16 protein-coding genes are annotated in these 19,107 nt (G+C 68.7%); 15 read left to right on the top strand and 1 reads right to left on the bottom strand.

The features are described from left to right. Positions 1-32 precede the first annotated feature (32 nt). From LWC35_RS03105 to LWC35_RS03060, 10 genes are all read left to right on the top strand, one after another. On the top strand, positions 33-743 hold the full coding sequence (locus tag LWC35_RS03105; RefSeq protein ID WP_232868337.1) for a response regulator transcription factor: 711 nt from the start codon (positions 33-35) through the stop codon (positions 741-743). Then, positions 731-2,686 carry a GAF domain-containing sensor histidine kinase gene (locus tag LWC35_RS03100; RefSeq protein ID WP_232868336.1) on the top strand — a complete coding sequence of 652 codons (1,956 nt, stop codon included), beginning with the start codon at positions 731-733 and terminating at the stop codon, positions 2,684-2,686. Before LWC35_RS03105 ends, LWC35_RS03100 begins: the two co-directional genes overlap by 13 nt. Before the next feature lie 106 nt (positions 2,687-2,792). Then, entirely contained in the window at positions 2,793-3,617 is an 825-nt protein-coding gene (locus LWC35_RS03095; protein ID WP_232868335.1) for a mycofactocin-coupled SDR family oxidoreductase, read from the top strand. A gap of 46 nt (positions 3,618-3,663) precedes the next feature. Then, positions 3,664-4,830 carry an acyl-CoA dehydrogenase family protein gene (locus LWC35_RS03090; protein ID WP_232868334.1) on the top strand — a complete coding sequence of 389 codons (1,167 nt, stop codon included), beginning with the start codon at positions 3,664-3,666 and terminating at the stop codon, positions 4,828-4,830. Between the two features lie 127 nt (positions 4,831-4,957). Beyond that, entirely contained in the window at positions 4,958-6,193 is a 1,236-nt protein-coding gene (locus tag LWC35_RS03085; RefSeq protein WP_232868333.1) for an acetyl-CoA hydrolase/transferase family protein, read from the top strand. A 29-nt stretch (positions 6,194-6,222) separates the two neighbouring features. After that, positions 6,223-7,014 carry an enoyl-CoA hydratase/isomerase family protein gene (locus tag LWC35_RS03080; protein ID WP_232868332.1) on the top strand — a complete coding sequence of 264 codons (792 nt, stop codon included), beginning with the start codon at positions 6,223-6,225 and terminating at the stop codon, positions 7,012-7,014. Between the two features lie 163 nt (positions 7,015-7,177). Beyond that, positions 7,178-8,284, top strand: a complete 1,107-nt coding sequence (locus LWC35_RS03075; protein WP_232868331.1) for an NADPH:quinone oxidoreductase family protein — start codon at positions 7,178-7,180, stop codon at positions 8,282-8,284. A 432-nt stretch (positions 8,285-8,716) separates the two neighbouring features. Then, entirely contained in the window at positions 8,717-9,496 is a 780-nt protein-coding gene (locus tag LWC35_RS03070) for an SDR family NAD(P)-dependent oxidoreductase (RefSeq protein WP_232868330.1), read from the top strand. A 371-nt stretch (positions 9,497-9,867) separates the two neighbouring features. Next, positions 9,868-11,310 carry an NAD-dependent succinate-semialdehyde dehydrogenase gene (locus LWC35_RS03065; protein WP_232868329.1) on the top strand — a complete coding sequence of 481 codons (1,443 nt, stop codon included), beginning with the start codon at positions 9,868-9,870 and terminating at the stop codon, positions 11,308-11,310. A 368-nt stretch (positions 11,311-11,678) separates the two neighbouring features. Next, positions 11,679-12,017, top strand: a complete 339-nt coding sequence (locus LWC35_RS03060) for an enoyl-CoA hydratase/isomerase family protein (protein ID WP_232868328.1) — start codon at positions 11,679-11,681, stop codon at positions 12,015-12,017. A 43-nt stretch (positions 12,018-12,060) separates the two neighbouring features. Here the strand turns inward: LWC35_RS03060 and LWC35_RS03055 are convergent, their stop codons facing one another. Continuing rightward, positions 12,061-13,182: an NDMA-dependent alcohol dehydrogenase gene (locus LWC35_RS03055; RefSeq protein WP_232868327.1), complete on the bottom strand. Its 1,122-nt coding sequence runs from the start codon at positions 13,180-13,182 to the stop codon at positions 12,061-12,063. A gap of 114 nt (positions 13,183-13,296) precedes the next feature. On the opposite strand from LWC35_RS03055, the gene LWC35_RS03050 reads away from it, so the two are divergent. The 5 genes from LWC35_RS03050 to LWC35_RS03025 form a co-directional block, all read left to right on the top strand. Continuing rightward, entirely contained in the window at positions 13,297-15,105 is a 1,809-nt protein-coding gene (locus LWC35_RS03050; protein ID WP_232868326.1) for an acyclic terpene utilization AtuA family protein, read from the top strand. Positions 15,106-15,112: 7 nt separating this feature from the next. Continuing rightward, positions 15,113-15,835: a GntR family transcriptional regulator gene (locus tag LWC35_RS03045; protein ID WP_232868325.1), complete on the top strand. Its 723-nt coding sequence runs from the start codon at positions 15,113-15,115 to the stop codon at positions 15,833-15,835. 263 nt (positions 15,836-16,098) lie between these two features. Beyond that, positions 16,099-16,290 carry a hypothetical protein gene (locus LWC35_RS03040; protein ID WP_232868324.1) on the top strand — a complete coding sequence of 64 codons (192 nt, stop codon included), beginning with the start codon at positions 16,099-16,101 and terminating at the stop codon, positions 16,288-16,290. An 11-nt stretch (positions 16,291-16,301) separates the two neighbouring features. Next, positions 16,302-18,611 (top strand): CaiB/BaiF CoA-transferase family protein, encoded by a 2,310-nt coding sequence (locus tag LWC35_RS03035; protein ID WP_232868323.1) that lies wholly within the window; start codon positions 16,302-16,304, stop codon positions 18,609-18,611. Positions 18,612-18,770: 159 nt separating this feature from the next. Then, the coding region (locus LWC35_RS03025) for an AMP-binding enzyme (protein ID WP_443690201.1) at positions 18,771-19,107 on the top strand (337 nt) is incomplete at its 3' end.

Raw genomic sequence — 19,107 nt, 5'->3', positions numbered from 1 at the left:
CTGGGCAGATATCCGGACCATCATCCGTATATATGGACACAGGGGTCAGTGGAAGGCAGGCGCATTCGGTGGTGAAGGCGTGCATCGTCGACGACCACGAGATCGTCCGTGAGGGCCTCCGGGCCTTGCTCGAGTCCCTCGAGGATCCGGCAGTGCAGGTCGTCGCCCAGGTCGGGACCGCAGCCGAGGCCGTGGCGGCGCTGCGCCAGCATCACCCGGACCTGTTCCTCGTCGACTACCGCCTTCCCGACACGACGGGGGACCGGCTCTGCAGTCGACTCGTGGCGGCGCGCCCCGGCACCGCGGTCGTCGTCGTCTCGAGTTCGTCCGCGGAGGACGTCGTCCAGCTCTGCCTGCGGGCCGGCGCAGCGGGATACGTCAGCAAGGGCGCGGGGCTGCAGGAGCTGAGACACGCGATCGCGGCCGTGACGGCGGGTGGGGAACGCGTCGTCCGCCGCGACGCCTCGGTACCCGCTGTCGCCGCCCGGACCGCCTCGGTCGGCCGCAACCTCACCCAGCACCAGCTCCGCGTCCTTGAGCTGGTGGCCGAGGGGATGACGTACGGCCAGATCGGGCGTCGCCTGCACGTCTCGGAGTCGACCGTGCGGTTCCACGTGGGCGGGATCAAGGACAAGCTCGGTGTGCGGAGCAAGGCCGAGCTGATTGTCACCGCGCTGCGCGAGGCCCTCGTGACACCGGCGGGGACCGCCCCGGCCACTCGGACGGCGTCATGGGCCGGCTGATCGGAACGCACCGGGTCGAGGTCGACCACGCGAGTGCGCTGCGCTTCACGAAGATCGCGGCCGGGATGCTGCGAGCTCGCGCGGTGACGCTGACCGACCCGAGCAGCATCGTGGCGTCCTGGGGAGCGCCGACGGTCGTCGGACCCGCGCTCGGGCCGGACCCCTCACCCCTGCGTGTCCCGGTCCCGCTCCAGCGGGTCGGCAGCGACGCGACGGTGACGACGGTGGCGGGTGGGGTCCTCGAGACCCCGTACTCCCTCACGGTCGAGTGGCCGGCGTCCACGGTGGTCGAGCCGCGCGTGCAGGTGATGACGCGTGCGCTCGCGCGCAGCGCCGCCGCGGCCGTGTCGGCGGATGACGGCGCGGACGCCGAGGAACGGCTGGTCGTCAGCGGCGGCGGGATCCTCGCCGAGCTGGCCCTGACCGCCGAGTCGGTGGAGGAGCTGCTCGGTGGTGTAACGGCGGTGCTCTGCCTGCTCGTCGGCGCCACGGCGGCCGGGGTCGCGGTGTTGACCGACCGGAACTTCCTGCAGGTCCTGCCGGGTTCGTTCGGGGCGAGCCGCGAGCTCATCGGATCCGCGCTCGTGGACCGCACGGAGGTCGCGACGTCCACCGCCGAGGTCTTCCGCTCGGGCCGCACGATGCTGGCCAACCACCCCGAGGTGGACATTCCGCGGTTCTCGGAGTGGGTCGACGGCTTCGGCGTGGAGCGACTCATGACCCTGCCGATGATCGTGGGCGGCGACCGGCTCGGGGTGTGCTACGTGGCGAACCCGCCGGGCGACTTCACCCCGGTCCATGCCCGGCTCGCCGAGCGGCTCACCCCGTTCGTCGCGGCCGCCGTCGCCCAAGTACGGCAGCGGCTCGAGATGCAGCAGCGGGAGCACCTCGTCCTGGCGACCGAGCGGGCGGCGCAGGCTATCGCGGCGGGAACGAACACGGCCGGGCTCGCCCCGCACCTCGACGGCTTCCGCGCCGCGCTCTCCTGCCAGGCCGCCGTGCTGACCTTCCGCGACGACGGCCATGGCGTCGTCTGCGGTGATGCCCGTCGCTTCGAGCCCGAGACCGGCTTCCTCGCCGGGATCGACGCCGAGACCGCGGGGCTGCGCACTGCCATGCGACGTCCCGAACGGCCCGGGGCGTTCGGCTGGGTCTCGACGCAGGTCCCGGTGATCGTCGACGGCGAGGTACGGGCCACGTTGGCCCTGTTGCGCACGCCGTGGGTGCCCTTCCGGCGGCACGAGCGAAGTGCCATCCGCAAGATGGCGGACACGGTCGCCCTCGCCTGGACCACCGACCGTTACCTGCGGGAGCAGGCGGCTGCGGCGCGGATGACGGAGCGCTCGAGGATCGCGGACGACATCCATGACCGGGTGGCGCAGCTGCTCTTTGCGGGCCGGTTGTCGCTGCAGAACCTGCACGAGGTGGTGCCCGGGGACCTTCCTGCGGATCACGGTGTCCGGCGCCACGCCCGGCGCGCCCTCGAGCTCATCGACCGCGGGGACAGGGAACTCAGGGAGGTGATCCACCACCTCGCCGAGACCGCGGTTCCCGTCCGGTCGCAGGTCGAGGAGCTCTGCGAGGTCGTCGCCGAGGTCGAGCAGCAGTTCGGGATCACCATTCGGTTGGACCTTCCGGACGGCGACGCCGTCCCGACCCTGCGTGGAGCGCGGCGGGCGGCGGTCCTCGGCGCCGCGCGCGAGGCCATGGTGAATGCGGCCAAGCACGCCGGTCCGTGCACGATCTCAGTGGTCTTTGCGGCGCGTCCGTCCGGTGTCGCGGTCCTGCGAGTCGTCGACGACGGGGTCGGCATGCGGGGGTCGCGCCCCGGCTACGGGCTGACGGCGATCCGGCGCAGGCTCATGGAGCAGGGCGCCTCCCTCGTGCTCCGGGCTGGACCGGACGGCGGTACCGAGGTGCTGATCGAGGCGTCGGCGAATTGACGTAAGTGCCAGTTCTGCGGCTGGTGGGGGATGCCGACCATGAGGGCGTGCCTCAGCTCGCCCGCTTCACGATCGCGGCGACGATCCCGCCGAAAGGAGTAGTTCCATGAGCGGTCCACTGACCGGCAAGGTAGCCCTGGTGACGGGCGCCGCCCGCGGCCAAGGACGGTCCCACGCCCTGCGCCTGGCTGAGGACGGCGCCGACATCATCGCCGTCGACATCTGTGGCCAGATCGACACGGTGCTCTACCGCATGTCCACGCCCGAGGACCTCGACGAGACCGTGGCCGAGGTCGAGAAGCTCGACCGGCGGATCGTCGCCCGGCAGGCGGACGTGCGGGACGCCGCGGCGCTGAACCAGGCCGTCGCCGAGGGCATCGGCGAGCTCGGCCGGATCGACATCGTGGTGGCCAACGCCGGCATCGCGCCGATGTCCGTGCGCGAGAGCGACGACCTGCAGACCTTCCTTGACACGGTCGCCGTCAACCTCACCGGCGTCTACAACACCGTGCACTCCGTCGTCGACCGCCTGATCGAGCAGGGCGAGGGCGGCTCGATCATCCTGACCGGCTCGACGCAGGCGCTCTCCGGGCGCGGTGGCAACGGCTCCGGCGCGCAGGACGGCTACACCGCCTCGAAGCACGGCGTCACCGGTCTGATGCGTACCTGGGCCTACTGGCTCGCGCCGAAGAACATCCGGGTCAACACCGTGAACCCCACCGGAGTCGACAGCCCGATGGTCAACAACGAGGTCGTCGCCGAGTGGTTGGAGAAGGACCCCGACGCCGCGGGCGTTCTCGCGAATCACATGCCGGTCCCGGTCGTCGCGCCCCGTGACATCAGCGCTGCGGTGGCGTGGCTGGCGTCCGACGAGTCCCGATACGTCACGGGCGTCGCGCTGCCGGTGGATGCCGGCTTCCTCATCAAGTAACCACGGGGCCCCAGCCCTCGTCGTCAGCAGTGCGTGAAGGAGAGTCGTGGACTTCGAGTTGTCCGAGGACCAGGAGATCATTCGGGATGCGGTCCGGGACCTGGCGTCGAAGTTCGACGACCAGTACTGGATGGAGCACGACCGGGACAAGGTGTTCCCGACGGAGTTCTACGAGGCGCTCGCGACGGGTGGCTGGTTGGGGATCACGACGCCGGAGGAGTTCGGCGGCCACGGGTTCGGCATCACCGAGGCGTCGATCCTGATCGAGGAGGTGGCCAAGTCCGGGGGCGGAATGAACGCGGCGAGCGCCATCCACCTGTCGATCTTCGGCATGCATCCGGTGATCAAGCACGGCTCGGAGGAGCTGAAGAAGCGCACGCTGCCCCGGATCGTGGACGGCTCGTTGCACGTGTGCTTCGGGGTCACCGAGCCGGGCGCGGGCCTGGACACCACGCGGATCACCACGTTCGCCAGGCGCGAGGGTGACCACTACCGGGTCAACGGGCGCAAGGTGTGGATCTCGAAGGCGATGGAGTCGGAGAAGGTCCTGCTGTTGGCCCGCACCCAGAAGGTGGACGAGGTCAGCAAGAAGACCGACGGCATCACCCTGTTCCTGACCGACCTGGACCGCGCGCACGTCGACATCCGGCCGATCCCGAAGATGGGGCGCAACGCGGTCACGTCGAACGAGTTGTTCATCGACGACCTGATGGTGCCGGTGGAGGACCGGGTCGGCGAGGAGGGCAAGGGGTTCACCTACATCCTCGACGGGCTCAACCCGGAGCGGATGCTGGTCGCGGCGGAGGCACTGGGCCTGGGCCGGGTCGCGCTGGACCGCGCGGTGACCTACGGCAACCAGCGCGAGGTGTTCGGCCGGCCGATCGGGATGAACCAGGGCCTGCAGTTCCCGCTCGCGGACTCCTTGGCCCGCCTGGACGCCGCGGAGCTGATGCTGCGCAAGGCGACCTGGCTCTACGACAACGGCAAGCCGTGTGGACGCGAGGCCAACACCGCGAAGTACCTGTGCGCGGACGCCGGGTTCCAGGCCGCGGACCGGGCACTGCAGACCCACGGCGGGATGGGGTACTCCGAGGAGTACAACGTCGCCCGCTACTTCCGTGAGGCGCGGCTGCTGAAGATCGCGCCGCTCAGCCAGGAGATGGTGCTCAACTACCTGGGCTCGCACGTGCTGGGCTTGCCCCGCAGCTACTAGCGGAACACAGGAGTCCGCATGACCGCCATACCGTGCCGCCCCACCCGGACGACCTGGCGGGTGGCCTCCCTGCTGAAGAGCCGCCAGCCAGGGCCACCCGGCACCACGCAGACGAAGGACGACCCCGATGACCCCACTCGACCTGCGCCGCCACGTCCGCGAGGGTGACGGCGTCTGGTGGGGCCAGGCGGGAGCGGAGGCCACCCCACTCGTCGACGCGCTGATCGACCAGGCCGGCGACATCGGGCCGATGTGGGCCTTCACAGGACTGAGTCTGAACCGGCGTCTGCGTGAGCTGCCTCCCGAGGTCCATCTCGTCTCCTACGGAGCGATGGGGGAGTTGCGGTCGGTCGCGGCCCAGGGGCGTCTGGACATCGTGCCGACGCACTACTCCGTGCTCCCGCGACTGTTCGCCGAACGCACGCTCCCCACCGACGTCGGTCTCGTGCAGCTCTCCCCGCCCGGCCACGACGGCCTGTGCTCGTTCGGCTTCGGGCCCGACTACGCCGGCGATGCGGTTCGGCACACCCGTGTCCTCATTGGAGAGATCAACGCCCGCATGCCGCGCACGGTCGGCACCCCGGGCATCGCGCTCGAGGACCTGACGGCGTACGTCGAGACGGACCGGGCGCTACCGGGCCTACCGGAGCGCGCTCCCGACGAGGTCGACCAGGCCATCGCCGCGCACGTCGCCGGGCTGGTCGAGGACGGCGACACGGTCCAGATCGGCGTGGGTTCCCTGCCCACGGCCATCCTCGACGGCCTCACGGACCACGCGGACCTGGGCTTCCACGGCGGGATGATCACCGACGCCGTCGTCCGCCTCGTTCGCCGCGGCGTCCTGACCGGTCGCCGCAAGGAGATCGACGCCGGCCGGATCGTCACGGGCTCGGCCGTCGGGACTCCCGGGCTCTACGACGCGCTCGCCGAGCTCCCCGTCGACTTCAGGCCTGCCAGCTACACGCACAACCCACGGGTGTTGGGCCGGCTGGGCAGGCTCGTGGCCATCAACTCGGCGCTGGCCGTCGACCTGGCCGGGCAGGTCGGTGCGGAGGTCTCGGGCGGACGCTACCTCGGTGGCGTCGGGGGTCAGGCGGACTTCTCGGGGGCTGCTGCTCGAACCGGGGCGCTCTCGGTGATCGCCCTGAGATCCACGGCGGGCGGCAGGTCCACTGTCGTGCCCGCACTTCCGGAGGCGGTCGTCACGACGACCCGCGCCGACGTCGACGCGATCGTCACGGAGCACGGTATCGCGATGCTGCGTGGCTGCCCACTGGCCCAGCGCGGGCAACGGATAGCGGCGGTCGCCGCGCCCGAGCACCGGGACGAACTGCTCCGCGGCCTGCACGACGCGACCGCCTGAGACGCGGTCGGCCCCGACGAGAGGTGACTATGCCCGACCAACCCGATGCCGTCCGCTACCTGCTCGACGACCACGGCGTCGCGACCCTGACCCTCGACCAGCCCGCCAGCCGTAACGCATTGAGCGATGCCCTGCTGGACGCCTTGCTCGCGCGGCTGACCGACGCCCGGAACGACGACCGGGTTCGGGTAGTGGTGCTGACGTCCTCACACGATCGGGTCTTCTCCGCAGGCGGCGACCTGAAGGCGTTCGCCTCCGACGTGCCGCTGATCGAGAAGTACGCGGGCCTCGACCGCTTCCCTCGGCTCTACAGCGCAATCGGCGAGCTGGGGAAGCCGGTCATCTGCGCGGCGAACGGGGACGTCCTCGCCGGCGCCTTCGGCCTCGCCCTCGCCTGCGACCTCGTCATCGCCCGGCGCGGTGTGCGCTTCGGCTGCCCGGAGATCAACCTCGGGGTCTTCCCGTTCATGATCTCGGCACTGATCTACCGCTCCATGGACCGGATGAAGGCCAATGAACTCATGATGCTCGGCGAGCCGGTCGACGCGGACGAGGCACTGCGTCTCGGCTTCGTCAACGCCGTCGCCGAGCCGGAGGACTTCGCGGACACCGTCCAGGAGTGGGCCCGCAAGGTCGCCGCGAAGTCGCCGCTGCTCATGCGACTGGGCAAGGACGCGATCGCCGCGACCCGGGACCTCCCCCTGCCGGAGGCGCTCGACTCGCTGCGCTCCCGGCTCGCCCTGGCCTTCAGCACCCAGGACATCAAGGAGGGCGTCGCGGCCTTCCGGGAGAAGCGCGACCCCGTGTGGTCGATGCGCTGACGAGGACGGGGGCGTGGCCGCAGCAGCCGGCTCGGCCTCGACCCCGACACCATCGAGCAGCTCCTGCTCACCGGTGCGATCGACATCCCCGAGGGATCATCTGCACCGTAGTACGGGCGATCGATCTCTGATTTCACTTGGCACACGCTGAAAGGAAACACGCGTGACAGATATAACCGTCCCTCCTGGACTCCGGGTCACCCTGCCTCAGTTTGCGGAGTCTCAGCGCGACGCGCTGGAGAACGTCCTCCAGGTCGTGAATGACCCTGGTGAGTACAAGATCCAACCTGATGAGGTTCTCGTCCGTGTCCAAGCCAGCAGCGTCGCATTCGCAGATCTGCTGATGCTCAGCGGCCAATACCAGCACAAGCCCCGTACACCCTTCACACCCGGAATGGAGTACAGCGGCGACGTCGTCGCTGTGGGTAGTGCCGCCGCGGCGGAGTTCGAAATCGGTGATCGCGTGGTCAACGACTTCACACATGCCGGCCCACGAAGTACCGGCGCTTACCAGGCCCACGGCGGCTGGGCGACCTATGCGATCGCTCCTGCCAGCGCACTCCACAAGATCCCCGACAAGTTCTCCTACGAGCAGGGTGCGAACCTGTTCGTCAACTACGAAACCGCCTATTATGCACTGGTCAACCGAGCCCGACTTCAAGCGGGCGAGGTCGTCCTCATCACCGGCGCGTCCGGTGCCGCCGGCATGGCAACGGTCCAGACAGCGAAGATTCTCGGCGCGAAGGTCATCGTGACCGGCCGTTCCGAGGAGAAGCTCGGAACGCTGCGCGACTGGGGTGCCGACGCGACCATCCACACGACCGGACCAACGCCGGGTCGCTTCCGCGATCAGGTCAAGGAGTTCACTGGCGGGAATGGCGCAGACGTCGTCATCGACACCGTGGGCGGACCCGTCGGGCTCGAGGGCATGCGGTCGCTCTCCTACGGCGGACGGCTGGTCATCGTGGGTTGGGCTGCCAACACGACTGTCGCTCAGGGAGGCGGCCGCGGAGGCTCGGACGGAGCCAATCTGCTTCCGACGAACATCATCCAGATGAAAGGTCTGTATGTAATGGGGTCGCCGATGGTGATCCATACCTTCCGCGACCCTTCGATCCGCCCCCCACGCATCGCCGCCATCTTGGACTGGGTCGAACAGGGCCTGGTTACACCCTTCGTATCCCATCGCTACCCCCTGTCCGGCATTCGGGACGCTGGTCTCGCTCGACTGGCCGGCCATGTGACCGGCGGCTGCGTGGTCGAGCCCTGAATGCACAGCGGGAGCACGCCGTGACCGCCTCCGGCCGCGACCACGATCGGCCGCAGCGCTGGGGGTGGCAATCACGCTTTCCCGGAAAAATGATCGTGTGCCAAAACTACCCAACGTAGCTGTAGCCCGGTTCCGCGCCAAGGGATTCCGACGTTGAAAAGTTCGAGAACACATGACCCCGTGTTCCCGTCGGCGCCGCAGTCTCCGGACTTCGGAAGATCACGCGACACGAAGGGGAGGCGGCTTGGCAGGTGCCGCTCCCGGGTCCTCCGGGTGCCGGCGGCTCGACATCATCGTGCCCGGTCGAAGCCACCGTCACCAACCTGACACCCTCATAACGCAACAAACTGGTTGTTGTGATCCTCGAAAACACTTAGTACCGAGTACGTTCACTATTGCTGACAGTATGTTCAGATATACGATGGGACCAGGGTGAGACTGCAGGGCAAGAGGGCTATCATTAGCGCGGCAGGGTCTGGTATTGGCCGAGAAAGCGCGCTCCGTTTCGCCGCAGAGGGCGCCGCAGTGTGCGTCGTTGACTATGACAAGCGCAAGGCCGATTCGGTCGCAGAAGAAATTGGTGAGGCAGGCGGAGTCGGCTATAGCGTCTCTGTCGATCTGACCTCTGCCGACCAGAACAAGGCATCGATTGCCGCGAGCGCAGAGCTTATGGGCGGGATCGACATCTTGTGGAGCCACGTCGGCGAACCAGGACCGGGCGGGGTCGAGGACCTCGACATCACTGCCTACCAACGCTCCATCACGCTGAACCTGGACTCCGCAGTTGTTGCCTCGAGCGCAGCCATACCGCACCTCCGACGCAGTGGCGGTGGCGCGATTCTGTACACCTCGTCGGTTTCTGGTTTGGTCGGCTCGCAGTTCAGCCCCACCTACTCGGCGGCGAAATTCGGCGTCGTCGGACTGTGCAAGTCCCTCGCGCTCGTGCTCGGCCCCGACAACATTCGAGTCAATGCGCTGTGCCCCGGGCCGGTCAATACGCCGATGCTCCCCGGATTCCTGGCCCGCGGCAGAGATGTCAGCGCGGATGAGCTCGCCGAGCTTCAGACGAAGCTCGCGACCACCTCGATCCCACTCGGACGAGTCGCCGAGGCGCGCGACGTTGCCAACGCCGCGCTCTTCCTGGCCTCTGATGAGGCTGCCTACTTCACCGGAGTAGCGCTCGCTGTGGACGGCGGATTCTCCAGTCGGTAGCTTCGTGTCGGCGACCTCGCGCTTGCAATCGCTCGACATTCACTGCGTGACCGCAAGCGCACTCGGGAAATGCTGGCGACATCATCAATGCCTATAGCGGAGAAGGAAGAGAGCACCACTCCTGTGCTCGAGAGAACAAAGCGATGCAATCTTCGTTTGTGCTCTCTCTCTTCGCCTCCGTACTGCCCACAATTCTGTACGCACTCGACCGTCGAGGGACAAAAGGTCCCGCTCCGAGTCGTCAGTTTTGGGATTCCTCCTTTCGTATATATGGACGCCGTCTGTTTCGGTGTTCCGGCGAGACAGTAAACGCGTGCCCCAAATATCGTGGCCCTCGACTGTGTCGGTGACAATCAGAGAGGTTTTCACGCATGAGCACATACGACCACCCCACCTCGCGACTTTTCATCGGCGGGGAATGGCGCGAGGGTGGAGCCGGCACGGTTGGCGATCTAGTCAATCCCGCCACTGAAGATTCCCTCGGACCAGTCGCACGAGCGAGCGCCAGCGATCTCGACGACGCTCTGACTGCAGCAGGGGACGCATTTACCGGGTGGGGTCGCACGCCGGCTATCGCGCGTGCCGGCGTGCTGACAAAGGCCGCAGCCATGCTTCGCGAACGGTCGGACGCAATTGCACGCGCAATGACCATTGAGCAAGGCAAACCGCTGTCGGAGGCGGCACTCGAGGTCGCGCTCAGCGCGGAGACCTTCGAATGGTTCGCAGGTGAAGCAATTCGATCACATGGCCGCACCTTGCCTGCTCGGCTACCCGGCCAACGGCAGATTGTCATCAACCAGCCACTGGGCCCCGTCCTCGCACTCGCACCATGGAACTTCCCCATGCTTCTGCCGGTGCGCAAGATTGCAGCTGCGCTGGCTGCAGGATGCACCGTCATTGCGAAGCCGGCAGAAGAGACACCGAGCGCCACCGCAGCAGTTGCACAGACACTGCACGACGCAGGACTTCCCGCCGGTGCACTCAACATCGTCACAGGCGTTCCCGCGGAGATATCCGAGCACCTCATTGCATCGAGAACGATCCGCAAAGTCAGCTTCACAGGATCGACTGCGGTCGGTAGGGAACTGTCCAAGCTCGCCGCGGAAAACGCCAAACCCAGCACAATGGAGCTCGGCGGACACGCGCCGGCGGTAATCTTCTCCGACGTCGACATCGACAAAACCGTCGCCGCCTGTGTGGCCGGAAAGACACGCAATGCCGGCCAGGTATGCACCTCGCCAACCCGCTTCATTGTTCACGAGTCGATCTTCGACGAGTTCGTGTCACGATTCGCCCTCGCGTTGAGTGACATCACGGTCGCTGATGGTCTCGCCGCCAACGTACAGATGGGTCCGCTGGCCAACCGCCGCCGCCTGCAAGCTATCGGAGAGCTCGTCGACGATGCCGTGTCGCAAGGAGCGAAACTGGTTACCGGCGGTCATCGTATCGGCGAAACCGGAAACTTCTTTCAACCCACTGTGCTCGCTGACACACCCACCTCGGCCCGCGCAATGAACGAAGAGCCCTTCGGACCAATCGCTATGGTCAACCGCTTTGGCGAAATCGACGACGCTCTTGAGCAAAGCCACCGGCTCGACGTCGGACTCGCGGCCTACGTATTCACCCGGTCCGCTGCAAACGCACAGGTGATGAGCGAGGAGCTGCGGGCCGGAGGCATCGGAGTCAACTCCTTCTCCGTGTCCAGCATCGAAGCCCCCTTCGGCGGCCTCAAAGACAGTGGCCACGGATATGAGGGCGGCTCGGAGGGCCTCGACAGTTATCTCCACCACAAATACGTCAATCACATCGCCTGAAAATACGCGCCACTTTCGACCGGCCGTCCAGGCATGCACCGAAAGAACGAACACGAGCCACAGGCCAGCGCGTCGTACATCGCGATCTCCACGGCCAACCCGAACCGGAATGCCTGATCCCCCCGGCAGGGCTGGAACGCTTGTTGCGGGCATCCAGGCGGGCCCAGGTGGCCCCGTCCAAGCTCGGCACCCGGATCCCGGGCCGCAACGGCGGCGAGAACACTGCCAGGCCGCCTCGTCTCGCCGCCACCCCGCACCAGCAACACCAGCCGCGATCAGCGACAGCTCGGCGAGTCCCTGGAATGCAGACGACGTGCTGCCCCACTCGCACGCCCAACAGCCGGCGGGCGTGGCTGTTACCGGTCTTGGTGATCCCGCGGCCGGTCGACGCAGAGGAGGCACTGCGTCTCGGCTTCGTCAACGCCGTCGCCGAGCCGGAGGACTTCGCGGACACCGTCCAGGAGTGGGCCCGCAAGGTCGCCGCGAAGTCGCCGCTGCTCATGCGACTGGGCAAGGACGCGATCGCCGCGACCCGGGACCTCGCCCTGCCGGAGGCGCTCGACTCGCTGCGCTCGACTCGCTGCGCTCGACTCGCTGCGCTCGACTCGCTGCGCTCCCGGCTCGCCCTGGCCTTCAGCACCCAGGACATCAAGGAGGGCGTCGCGGCCTTCCGGGAGAAGCGCGACCCCGTGTGGTCGATGCGCTGACGAGGACGGGGGGCGTGGCCGGCGGTCACGCCCCCCGTCGCGTTCAGAGTGTGTAGTCGATGATCCCGCGGATGTTCTTGCCGTCCCGCAGGTCGTCGTAGCCCTTCGTGATGTCCTCGAGCTTGTAGCGGTTCGTGAGCAGCTCGTCGAGCTTCAGCACGCCCTCGCGGTAGAGCTGCAGTTGAGCCTTGATGTCCCAGTTCGGTCCGCAGCCGCCGTACAGCGCCCCCTGAAGGCGCTTCTGGTAGAGCGTCAGCTCGTTGAGCGGCAACGGGATGCCGATCGCTTCGTGGTTCCCCACGGCCGTGACGACGGTGATCCCGGCCTTCCGCACCGTCGCGAACGCCTGGGCGATGGCCTCGCCGGTCAGCACGCCGATCGTCACGATCGCGGCGTCCGCACCTTGCCCGTTGGTGAGCTGACGGGCGAGCTCGCCGGCCTCCTCGATGCTCGAGCAGGTGTGGGTCGCCCCCAGCTGTTCGGCCTTCTCCCGCTTGAACGCCACCGGATCGACGGCAATGATGTTCGACGCGCCGGCATGCCGGGCGCCCTGCACTGCGTTGATGCCGATCCCGCCGATGCCCATGACCACGACGGTCTGGCCGGGGCGGACCTCGGCCGAGTTCACCGCGGACCCCCACCCCGTCCCGACGCCGCAACCGGTGAGGCAGGCGAGGTCGAGCGGGATGTCGTCGTCGATCTTGATGGCGGACTCCAGCGAGGCCGTGGTGTGCCGCACGAAGGTGGAGATGCCGCTGACCTGGCCGACGTTCGTCCCGTCGGGCAGGTGCAGGCGGTAGGAGCCGTCCGTCCAGCGGGGGCCGGCCATGATCGACGCGCCGTGGTCGCAGAGGTTCTGCATGCCCCGCGTGCACCAGCGGCAGTGGCCGCAGGCCGGGATGAACGAGAAGACGACGTGGTCGCCTTCCTTGATCCCTTTGGCATTGGGGCCGACCTTCGTCACGATGCCCGCGCCCTCGTGCCCGCCGGCGGTCGGGTAGGTCCCGAGGTGGAGGTCACCGGTGGCGTAGTGGTCGTCGGAGTGGCAGAGGCCTGCCGCGACGAGCTGGACCTGGAGCTCGTCGGGCCGGGGGTCCTCGAGTTCCAGGTCGACGACCTCGTACTCGCCCGGGGCCTTGGTGATGACCGCGCCCTGCGTCTTCATCGCGCTCCTTTCGACACCTCTGTCGTTTCCCTCCATCGTCATGGCCCGGGTGGTCGCGCAGGACTCTCGGTTCTGCCAGTCCTCCTCCCGAGCGTCGGATGTCACCATCGCCAAATGGGTACCAATATTGCAGCCAATCGCCCGGTGCGGGTCGGGCAGTTCTCTGCGTACTTCGGCGACCGGCCCGATGCGATGGCGGAGCTGCTGGCCACCGGTGTCGACGTCCTCACCGGCGACTACCTGGCCGAGCTGACGATGCTCGTACTGCGGAAGAACCAGCTCCGCGGCGGCCCAGGCTACGCCGCCGCCTTCGTCGAGCAGCTCGAATCCCAGCTCCCGCAGATCGCCGCGGACGAGGTGAAGGTCGTGACCAATGCGGGCGGCCTGGACCCGGAGGGCTGCGCCGAGGCGGTGCGCGCCGCCTGTGCGCGGGCCGGTGTCGAGCTACGGATCGCCACAGTGACTGGGGACGACCTGCGCGAGGATCTCACCTCGCTGCTCGGGCCGGAAGCGCGGTTGCGCAACCTCGACACGGGCGAGGACCTGGTCCTCGCCGACCACGAGATCCTCACCGCGAACGCTTACTTGGGGGCGTGGCCGATCGTCGCGGCTCTGGAGGCGGGTGCGGACATCGTGATCTGTCCCCGGATGACCGACGCCTCGCTCGTCGTCGGGGCGGCGGCGTGGCACCACGGCTGGCGCAGGGACGACTGGGACGAGCTGGCCGGCGCCGTCGTCGCGGGTCACCTCATCGAGTGCGGTGGGCAGGTCACCGGCGGCAACTTCGCCTTCTTCCACGAGCACGGAGACCGCGGCGATCTCGGGCTGCCCGGGATGCCGATCGCGACCATCGAGGCGGACGGCTCGTGTGTGATCGGCAAGGCCGCAGACACCGGCGGTCTCGTTACCCGGGACACTGTGACCGCGCAGCTGCTGTACGAGGTGGGCGGGCCCGAGTACCTCAACCCGGACGTGACGGTCGACCTCACGTCGGTGCGGCTGGCCGACGCGGGCACGGATCTGGTGCGGGTGTTCGGTGTCCGCGGGCGGGCACCGAACGAGTTGACCAAGCTGTCGTTGACCTTCGAGGGCGGCTACCGCAACACCGTGACCGTGGGTCTGACGGGGCGGCATGTGGCCGAGAAGCTGGCCTGGCTGCGGAGCTCCGTGGAGCGGGTGGTGGGCGCCCCCGAGGAGTTCGACGCCTTCCGGTGGACCGTGATCGGACCCGTCACGGAGGTCGACGGCGACCAGGCGCAGGAATCGGCGTGGGTGGTCATCACGGCGCGGGACAGCGACCGGTCCAAGGTCGGCCGTGCGCGTTTCGCAGACCGCATCGTCCAGTTCGGGACCAATCACGTGCCCGGCTTCTACCTCACCGGGCCGCCGCAGAGGGAGCGCCTATTTGGTGTGCAGTGGCCGTGCCTGGTCGAGAAGAAGCACGTGGACACGCAGGTCAGGGTGGACGACTGCGAGCCGGTCGAGGTGGCGTGGGGAACCTGGGACCCCGCCGCGCCCGCGCGGCTGGCGGCCGACTCCGCGGCAGAGGCCCTGCGCGCGGTGCCGGAGGGGCCCACCCGACGCGTCCCGCTCGGCGAGCTCGTCGGCACACGATCGGGCGACAAGGGCGGCACGGCGAACGTGTGCGCGTGGACGCGCAGTCCGGAGGCGTTCGCCTGGCTGCGGGACACCCTGAGTATCGAGCGGTTCGTGGAGCTGGTCCCGGAGGCCGCCGGACTGCGGGTCGAGCGCCACGAGTTCCCGAACCTCAACGCCCTGAATTTCTTGGTCTACGGGTTTCTTGAGCTGGGCGTATCGTCCTGCACGCGGATCGACGCGCAGGCCAAGGGGCTGGGGGAGTACCTCGCCTCCCGGTTGGTCGACGCTCCATTCGCGCTGCTCAGCAGGACCGGCGGGAGGTGAGCGCGGGGTGTCGACACGGGGAACGGCGCTTCAGCGGACGAGCCTGGCCGCTACGATCGCCCTCGTGAGCGGAGTCGCTCGGGGTGGCGGCGCGGAGCGGGCGCCGGGCGACGGTGCCGTGCAGCGCGCCGCCGCGGCCATCCGCGATATGATCATGACTCGTCGACTCGTCCCCGGGCAGCAGTTACGCCAGGAGGACCTCGCTCAGCAGATCGGTGTCAGTCGGGGGCCGATCCGGGAGGCGTTACAGGTCCTGAAGGTGGAGGGGGTCGTCGAGTACGAGCGCAACCGCGGTTACTTCGTCACGCAGATCGGCGCCGACGAGATGAGTCAGCTCTACCTCGCCCGCGACATGTTGGAGACGGCCGTCCTCACCAAGCTCTCGACGCCGACCGACGAGGAGCTCGCGTACCTCGTGGATATGAACGAGGGGGTCCGTCACGCGGGCTCCGACCTCGACGTCATGGTCCGGTGCAACGAGTTCTTCCACCTCGGTGTGCTCGATCTGTCGCCGCAGCGGCTCCTGGTGGCCGAGATCCTCAGGATCTGGCGAATGTCCGCGGCCTACCGCGCGTTGTCGCTCAGCGTCCTCGCCGACGGCGCCGCGCTGGCCGAGCACCATGACCCCATGATCGACGCACTACGTGCCGGTGACGGCGCGCGCCTCGCAGATCTGTGGCGGGAACACCGCCAGGTCTCACTCAACTGGCTGCTGCCGATCCTCCGCTGACCAGTACCACCGGTTCCTGCCGCCCGCCCCTTCGTGTCTCCTCGTGGAGACGATGCTGTCGCTGGTTACCGGGTCTGCAGGCGGGCCGTCGACGTCGATGCCCTCGTCTCCAATGAAGGATAGGAATGACCACGGAAACCACCAGATCGGTAAGCCCGACGACCTTCTCGTGGCCCGTCGTCGCATGGCCACGACCATCGCGTTCAGTGCATCGCGCGTCGCAGGCCCCGAACCCGGCCTTATTGGAGAGATACTTCGCGCCATTGGCCAGCGTGCCCACGGCGCCGCCACCCTTCTCGACGGGCTCGGTGTTCGGCGGCTACTCCTATGACCGCGAGTACCACATCGGCCGGTACTGGATCGAGTCTCGACTGCAGCGCATCGCGCCGGTGAACAACCAGACGGTCCTGAACTACATCGCGGAGCGCAGCCTCGGGCTGCCGCACAGCTACTGAGCGGATCCGACATGCCTATTCGACTCGCAGCCGACGACCAGCCCCTCACCGGTGTCGAGGTGCTCGAGGTCTCCGGCAAGCCCTCCGGGGCATACTGCGGCCGTGTCCTGCGCCTGCTCGGCGCCTCCGTCGTCCGGGTGGATCTGCCGCTGGTCGCGGACGTCCCTGCCCACCTGCGGGCCGACCTGGAGGAGGTCCTGCACGAGGGCAAACGCGCGTTGGCTGCCGATGACCCCGTGTCTGTTCGCGAGGTGCTCATGCGCTGCGACGTGGTCGTCGTCGACTCCAGCGCGGACGACGCCGCGGACGGCGCGGTCACCGCGCTGACCACCGACCTGCTCGCCGCCTGCCCGCCCGACACGCCGCTCGTGGATGTGGCGGGCCTGCGCGACGGGCTGGGGGAGGGGACGGACGAGCCGGGCGCCTCGATCGTCGCCACCGCCGTGTCTGGCATGTCGTGGGGCTTGGGGCATCCGGGCGAACCTCCGCTCACCCTGCCCTACGACCTGCCGGAGTACCTGACCGGCACCGAGGCCGCCGCCGTCGCCGCCCTGGCGGTCCTGCTCCGCGGTGGCATCGCCGACCCCGGCCGGCGCTGGGATGTCTGCTGCGCGGATGTCCTGACCTACTACGTCGGGCAGATCGGGGCGAACTTCCTGCCCTACGAGCGGCCCTGGCGGCGTGACGGGGCGCGAGCGACGATGTCGGGCGGCTCCTACCCCGCCGCCATGTTCCCCTGTCGCGACGGCTGGGTGTCGATCATGTGCCGGACCCAGCGTGAGTACCGGGGGCTGCTGTCCGCACTCGGCCACCCGCAGTGGAGCACCCGGCCCGGCTTCGACGACTCCCGGGTCGTCGCACGGCTGCACGCCGACGAAGCCGACCGGCACGTCATGGCCTGGACCGGCGCACACACCCGGGCGGAGGTTTTCGCCGCGGGACGCGAGCACGGCTTCCCCGTCGCGCCCGTGTCGTCGTTGGGGGAGGCGCTGGACGAGGAGCAGTTCGCCCATCGCGAGTTCTTCGCCCGCGACGGCCGTGGTCGACGGCGGGCGGGCAGTCCCTTCCAGTTGTACGGGCCGTCGTCGGACGCGCCCCCCAGGACTTCGGACTGGCCCGCTGCGGGGGTCGACTCCAAGCAGCCCCTGACCGGGCTCCGGGTGCTCGACCTTTCCTGGGTGTGGTCGGGTCCCATGGTCACCGCCGCCCTGCGCGACCTCGGCGCAGAGGTGATCAAGGTCGAGCACCGGGACCGGGCGGACCCGGCCCGCCTGCGCGGGCGCGCCCTGCGCGGGGGAAAGCCCGTCGAGGGCCCAGAGCTCGAGGTCACCCCCTACTTCAACCAGATGAACCGGGGCAAGCGCAGCATCGCGATCGACCTGACCAAGCCCGAGGGCGCCACGTTGATCGGCCGGCTCGCCGCCGAGGCGGACGTCGTGGTCGAGAACATGCGACCGGGAGCACTGGGCCGCAAGGGCTTGGACTACGCGGCGCTGTCCGCGGTCAACCCGGGCCTGGTGATGGTCTCCATGTCGATGCTGGGGCAGACGGGGCCGCTGAGCGGCATCCGCGGCTACGCGCCAGTGATGTCCGGGCTCGCCGGGCTCGACTCCCTGGTCGGCTACGCCGCCGACGATCTGATCGGCACCTTCAACCCCGCGCTCGGCGACCCCAACGGCGCCGGGCACGCGCTGGCCGCCCTGTTCGCGGCGCTGGTGCGCCGGCAACGCACCGGTCGCGGCTGCTACGTGGACCTGTCCCAAGTCGAGGCCCTGCTGAGCGTGCTGCCCGGGCCGGTGCTGCAGTGGGAGACCGACGGCGTCGCGCCCGTTCCGGCCAACACCCACCAGGTCTTCGACCCGTACGGCACCTTCGCCTGCCGAGAGCCGGACACCTGGGTGTCGGTGGCGGTACGCACCGAGCGAGAGCGGGCGGTGCTTGGTGAGATCGTGACGGCGGACCTCGTCGGGGCGCCCGCGGACCTCTCCGACGCGCTGGCGGCCTGGGCGGCCGCCCGATCGGACGCCGAGGCGGCCGCGGAGCTGCGGGCCGCCGGCATCCCTGCCGGCGCGGTCGTGGGGTACGAGACAGCGTTGTTCGGCCCGCGTGCGTCGGCACGCGAGGTCGGCACCGTGACCGAACACCGCTGGCTCGGCGAGCAGATGCTCGTGAGCGTGCCGTGGAAGGTCGACGGCCACTCGTTCCGGGCCCCGGGTCCCGCACCGACGTTGGGCGCCGACACCGAGCTCGTGCTCGGTGAGCTACTGGACATCGGACCGGACGCGGCCGCCGCGCTGCGCGCGGACCGCGTCATCGACTAGCGAAGGATGTCTGACCCATGACCATCCCGGTCGCCGTCAGCCCGAAGGGCATCGGCCGGGTGATCGCCGAGGTGCAGGGCCACGCCGTCACGCCCGGGGTACTGGCACCTCGAGGCGCCGGAGAAGTGGGCCGACGGCTGGTTCCGCACCGGCGACCTCATGTCCGCCGACGCCGACGGCTACCTGTACTACGTGGACCGGATCGACGACATGATCGTCTCCGGCGGGGAGAACGTGTTCCCGCAGATGGTCGAGGAGCACCTGGCGGACCATCCCGACCTCGCCGAGGTGGCGGTCATCGGGACGGCGCACGAGCGCTGGGTGGAGCAGGTGACCGCGGTCGTCGTCCCGAAGCGGCCCGACGTGACCGCCGAGCAGATCGCCGAGTGGTGCGCCACCAACCCCGACCTGCGTGGCATGCACAAGCCGCGGCGCATCGAGATCGTCGACGCCCTGCCGCGGACCGGCAGCGGCAAGCTGAACCGCCCCGAGCTGA

This window comes from Pseudonocardia kujensis, assembly GCF_021283305.1.
Classification (GTDB): domain Bacteria; phylum Actinomycetota; class Actinomycetes; order Mycobacteriales; family Pseudonocardiaceae; genus Pseudonocardia; species Pseudonocardia kujensis.
Note: the sequence above shows the minus strand (reverse complement) of the source record. Positions and strands in the feature narration are given on the sequence as shown.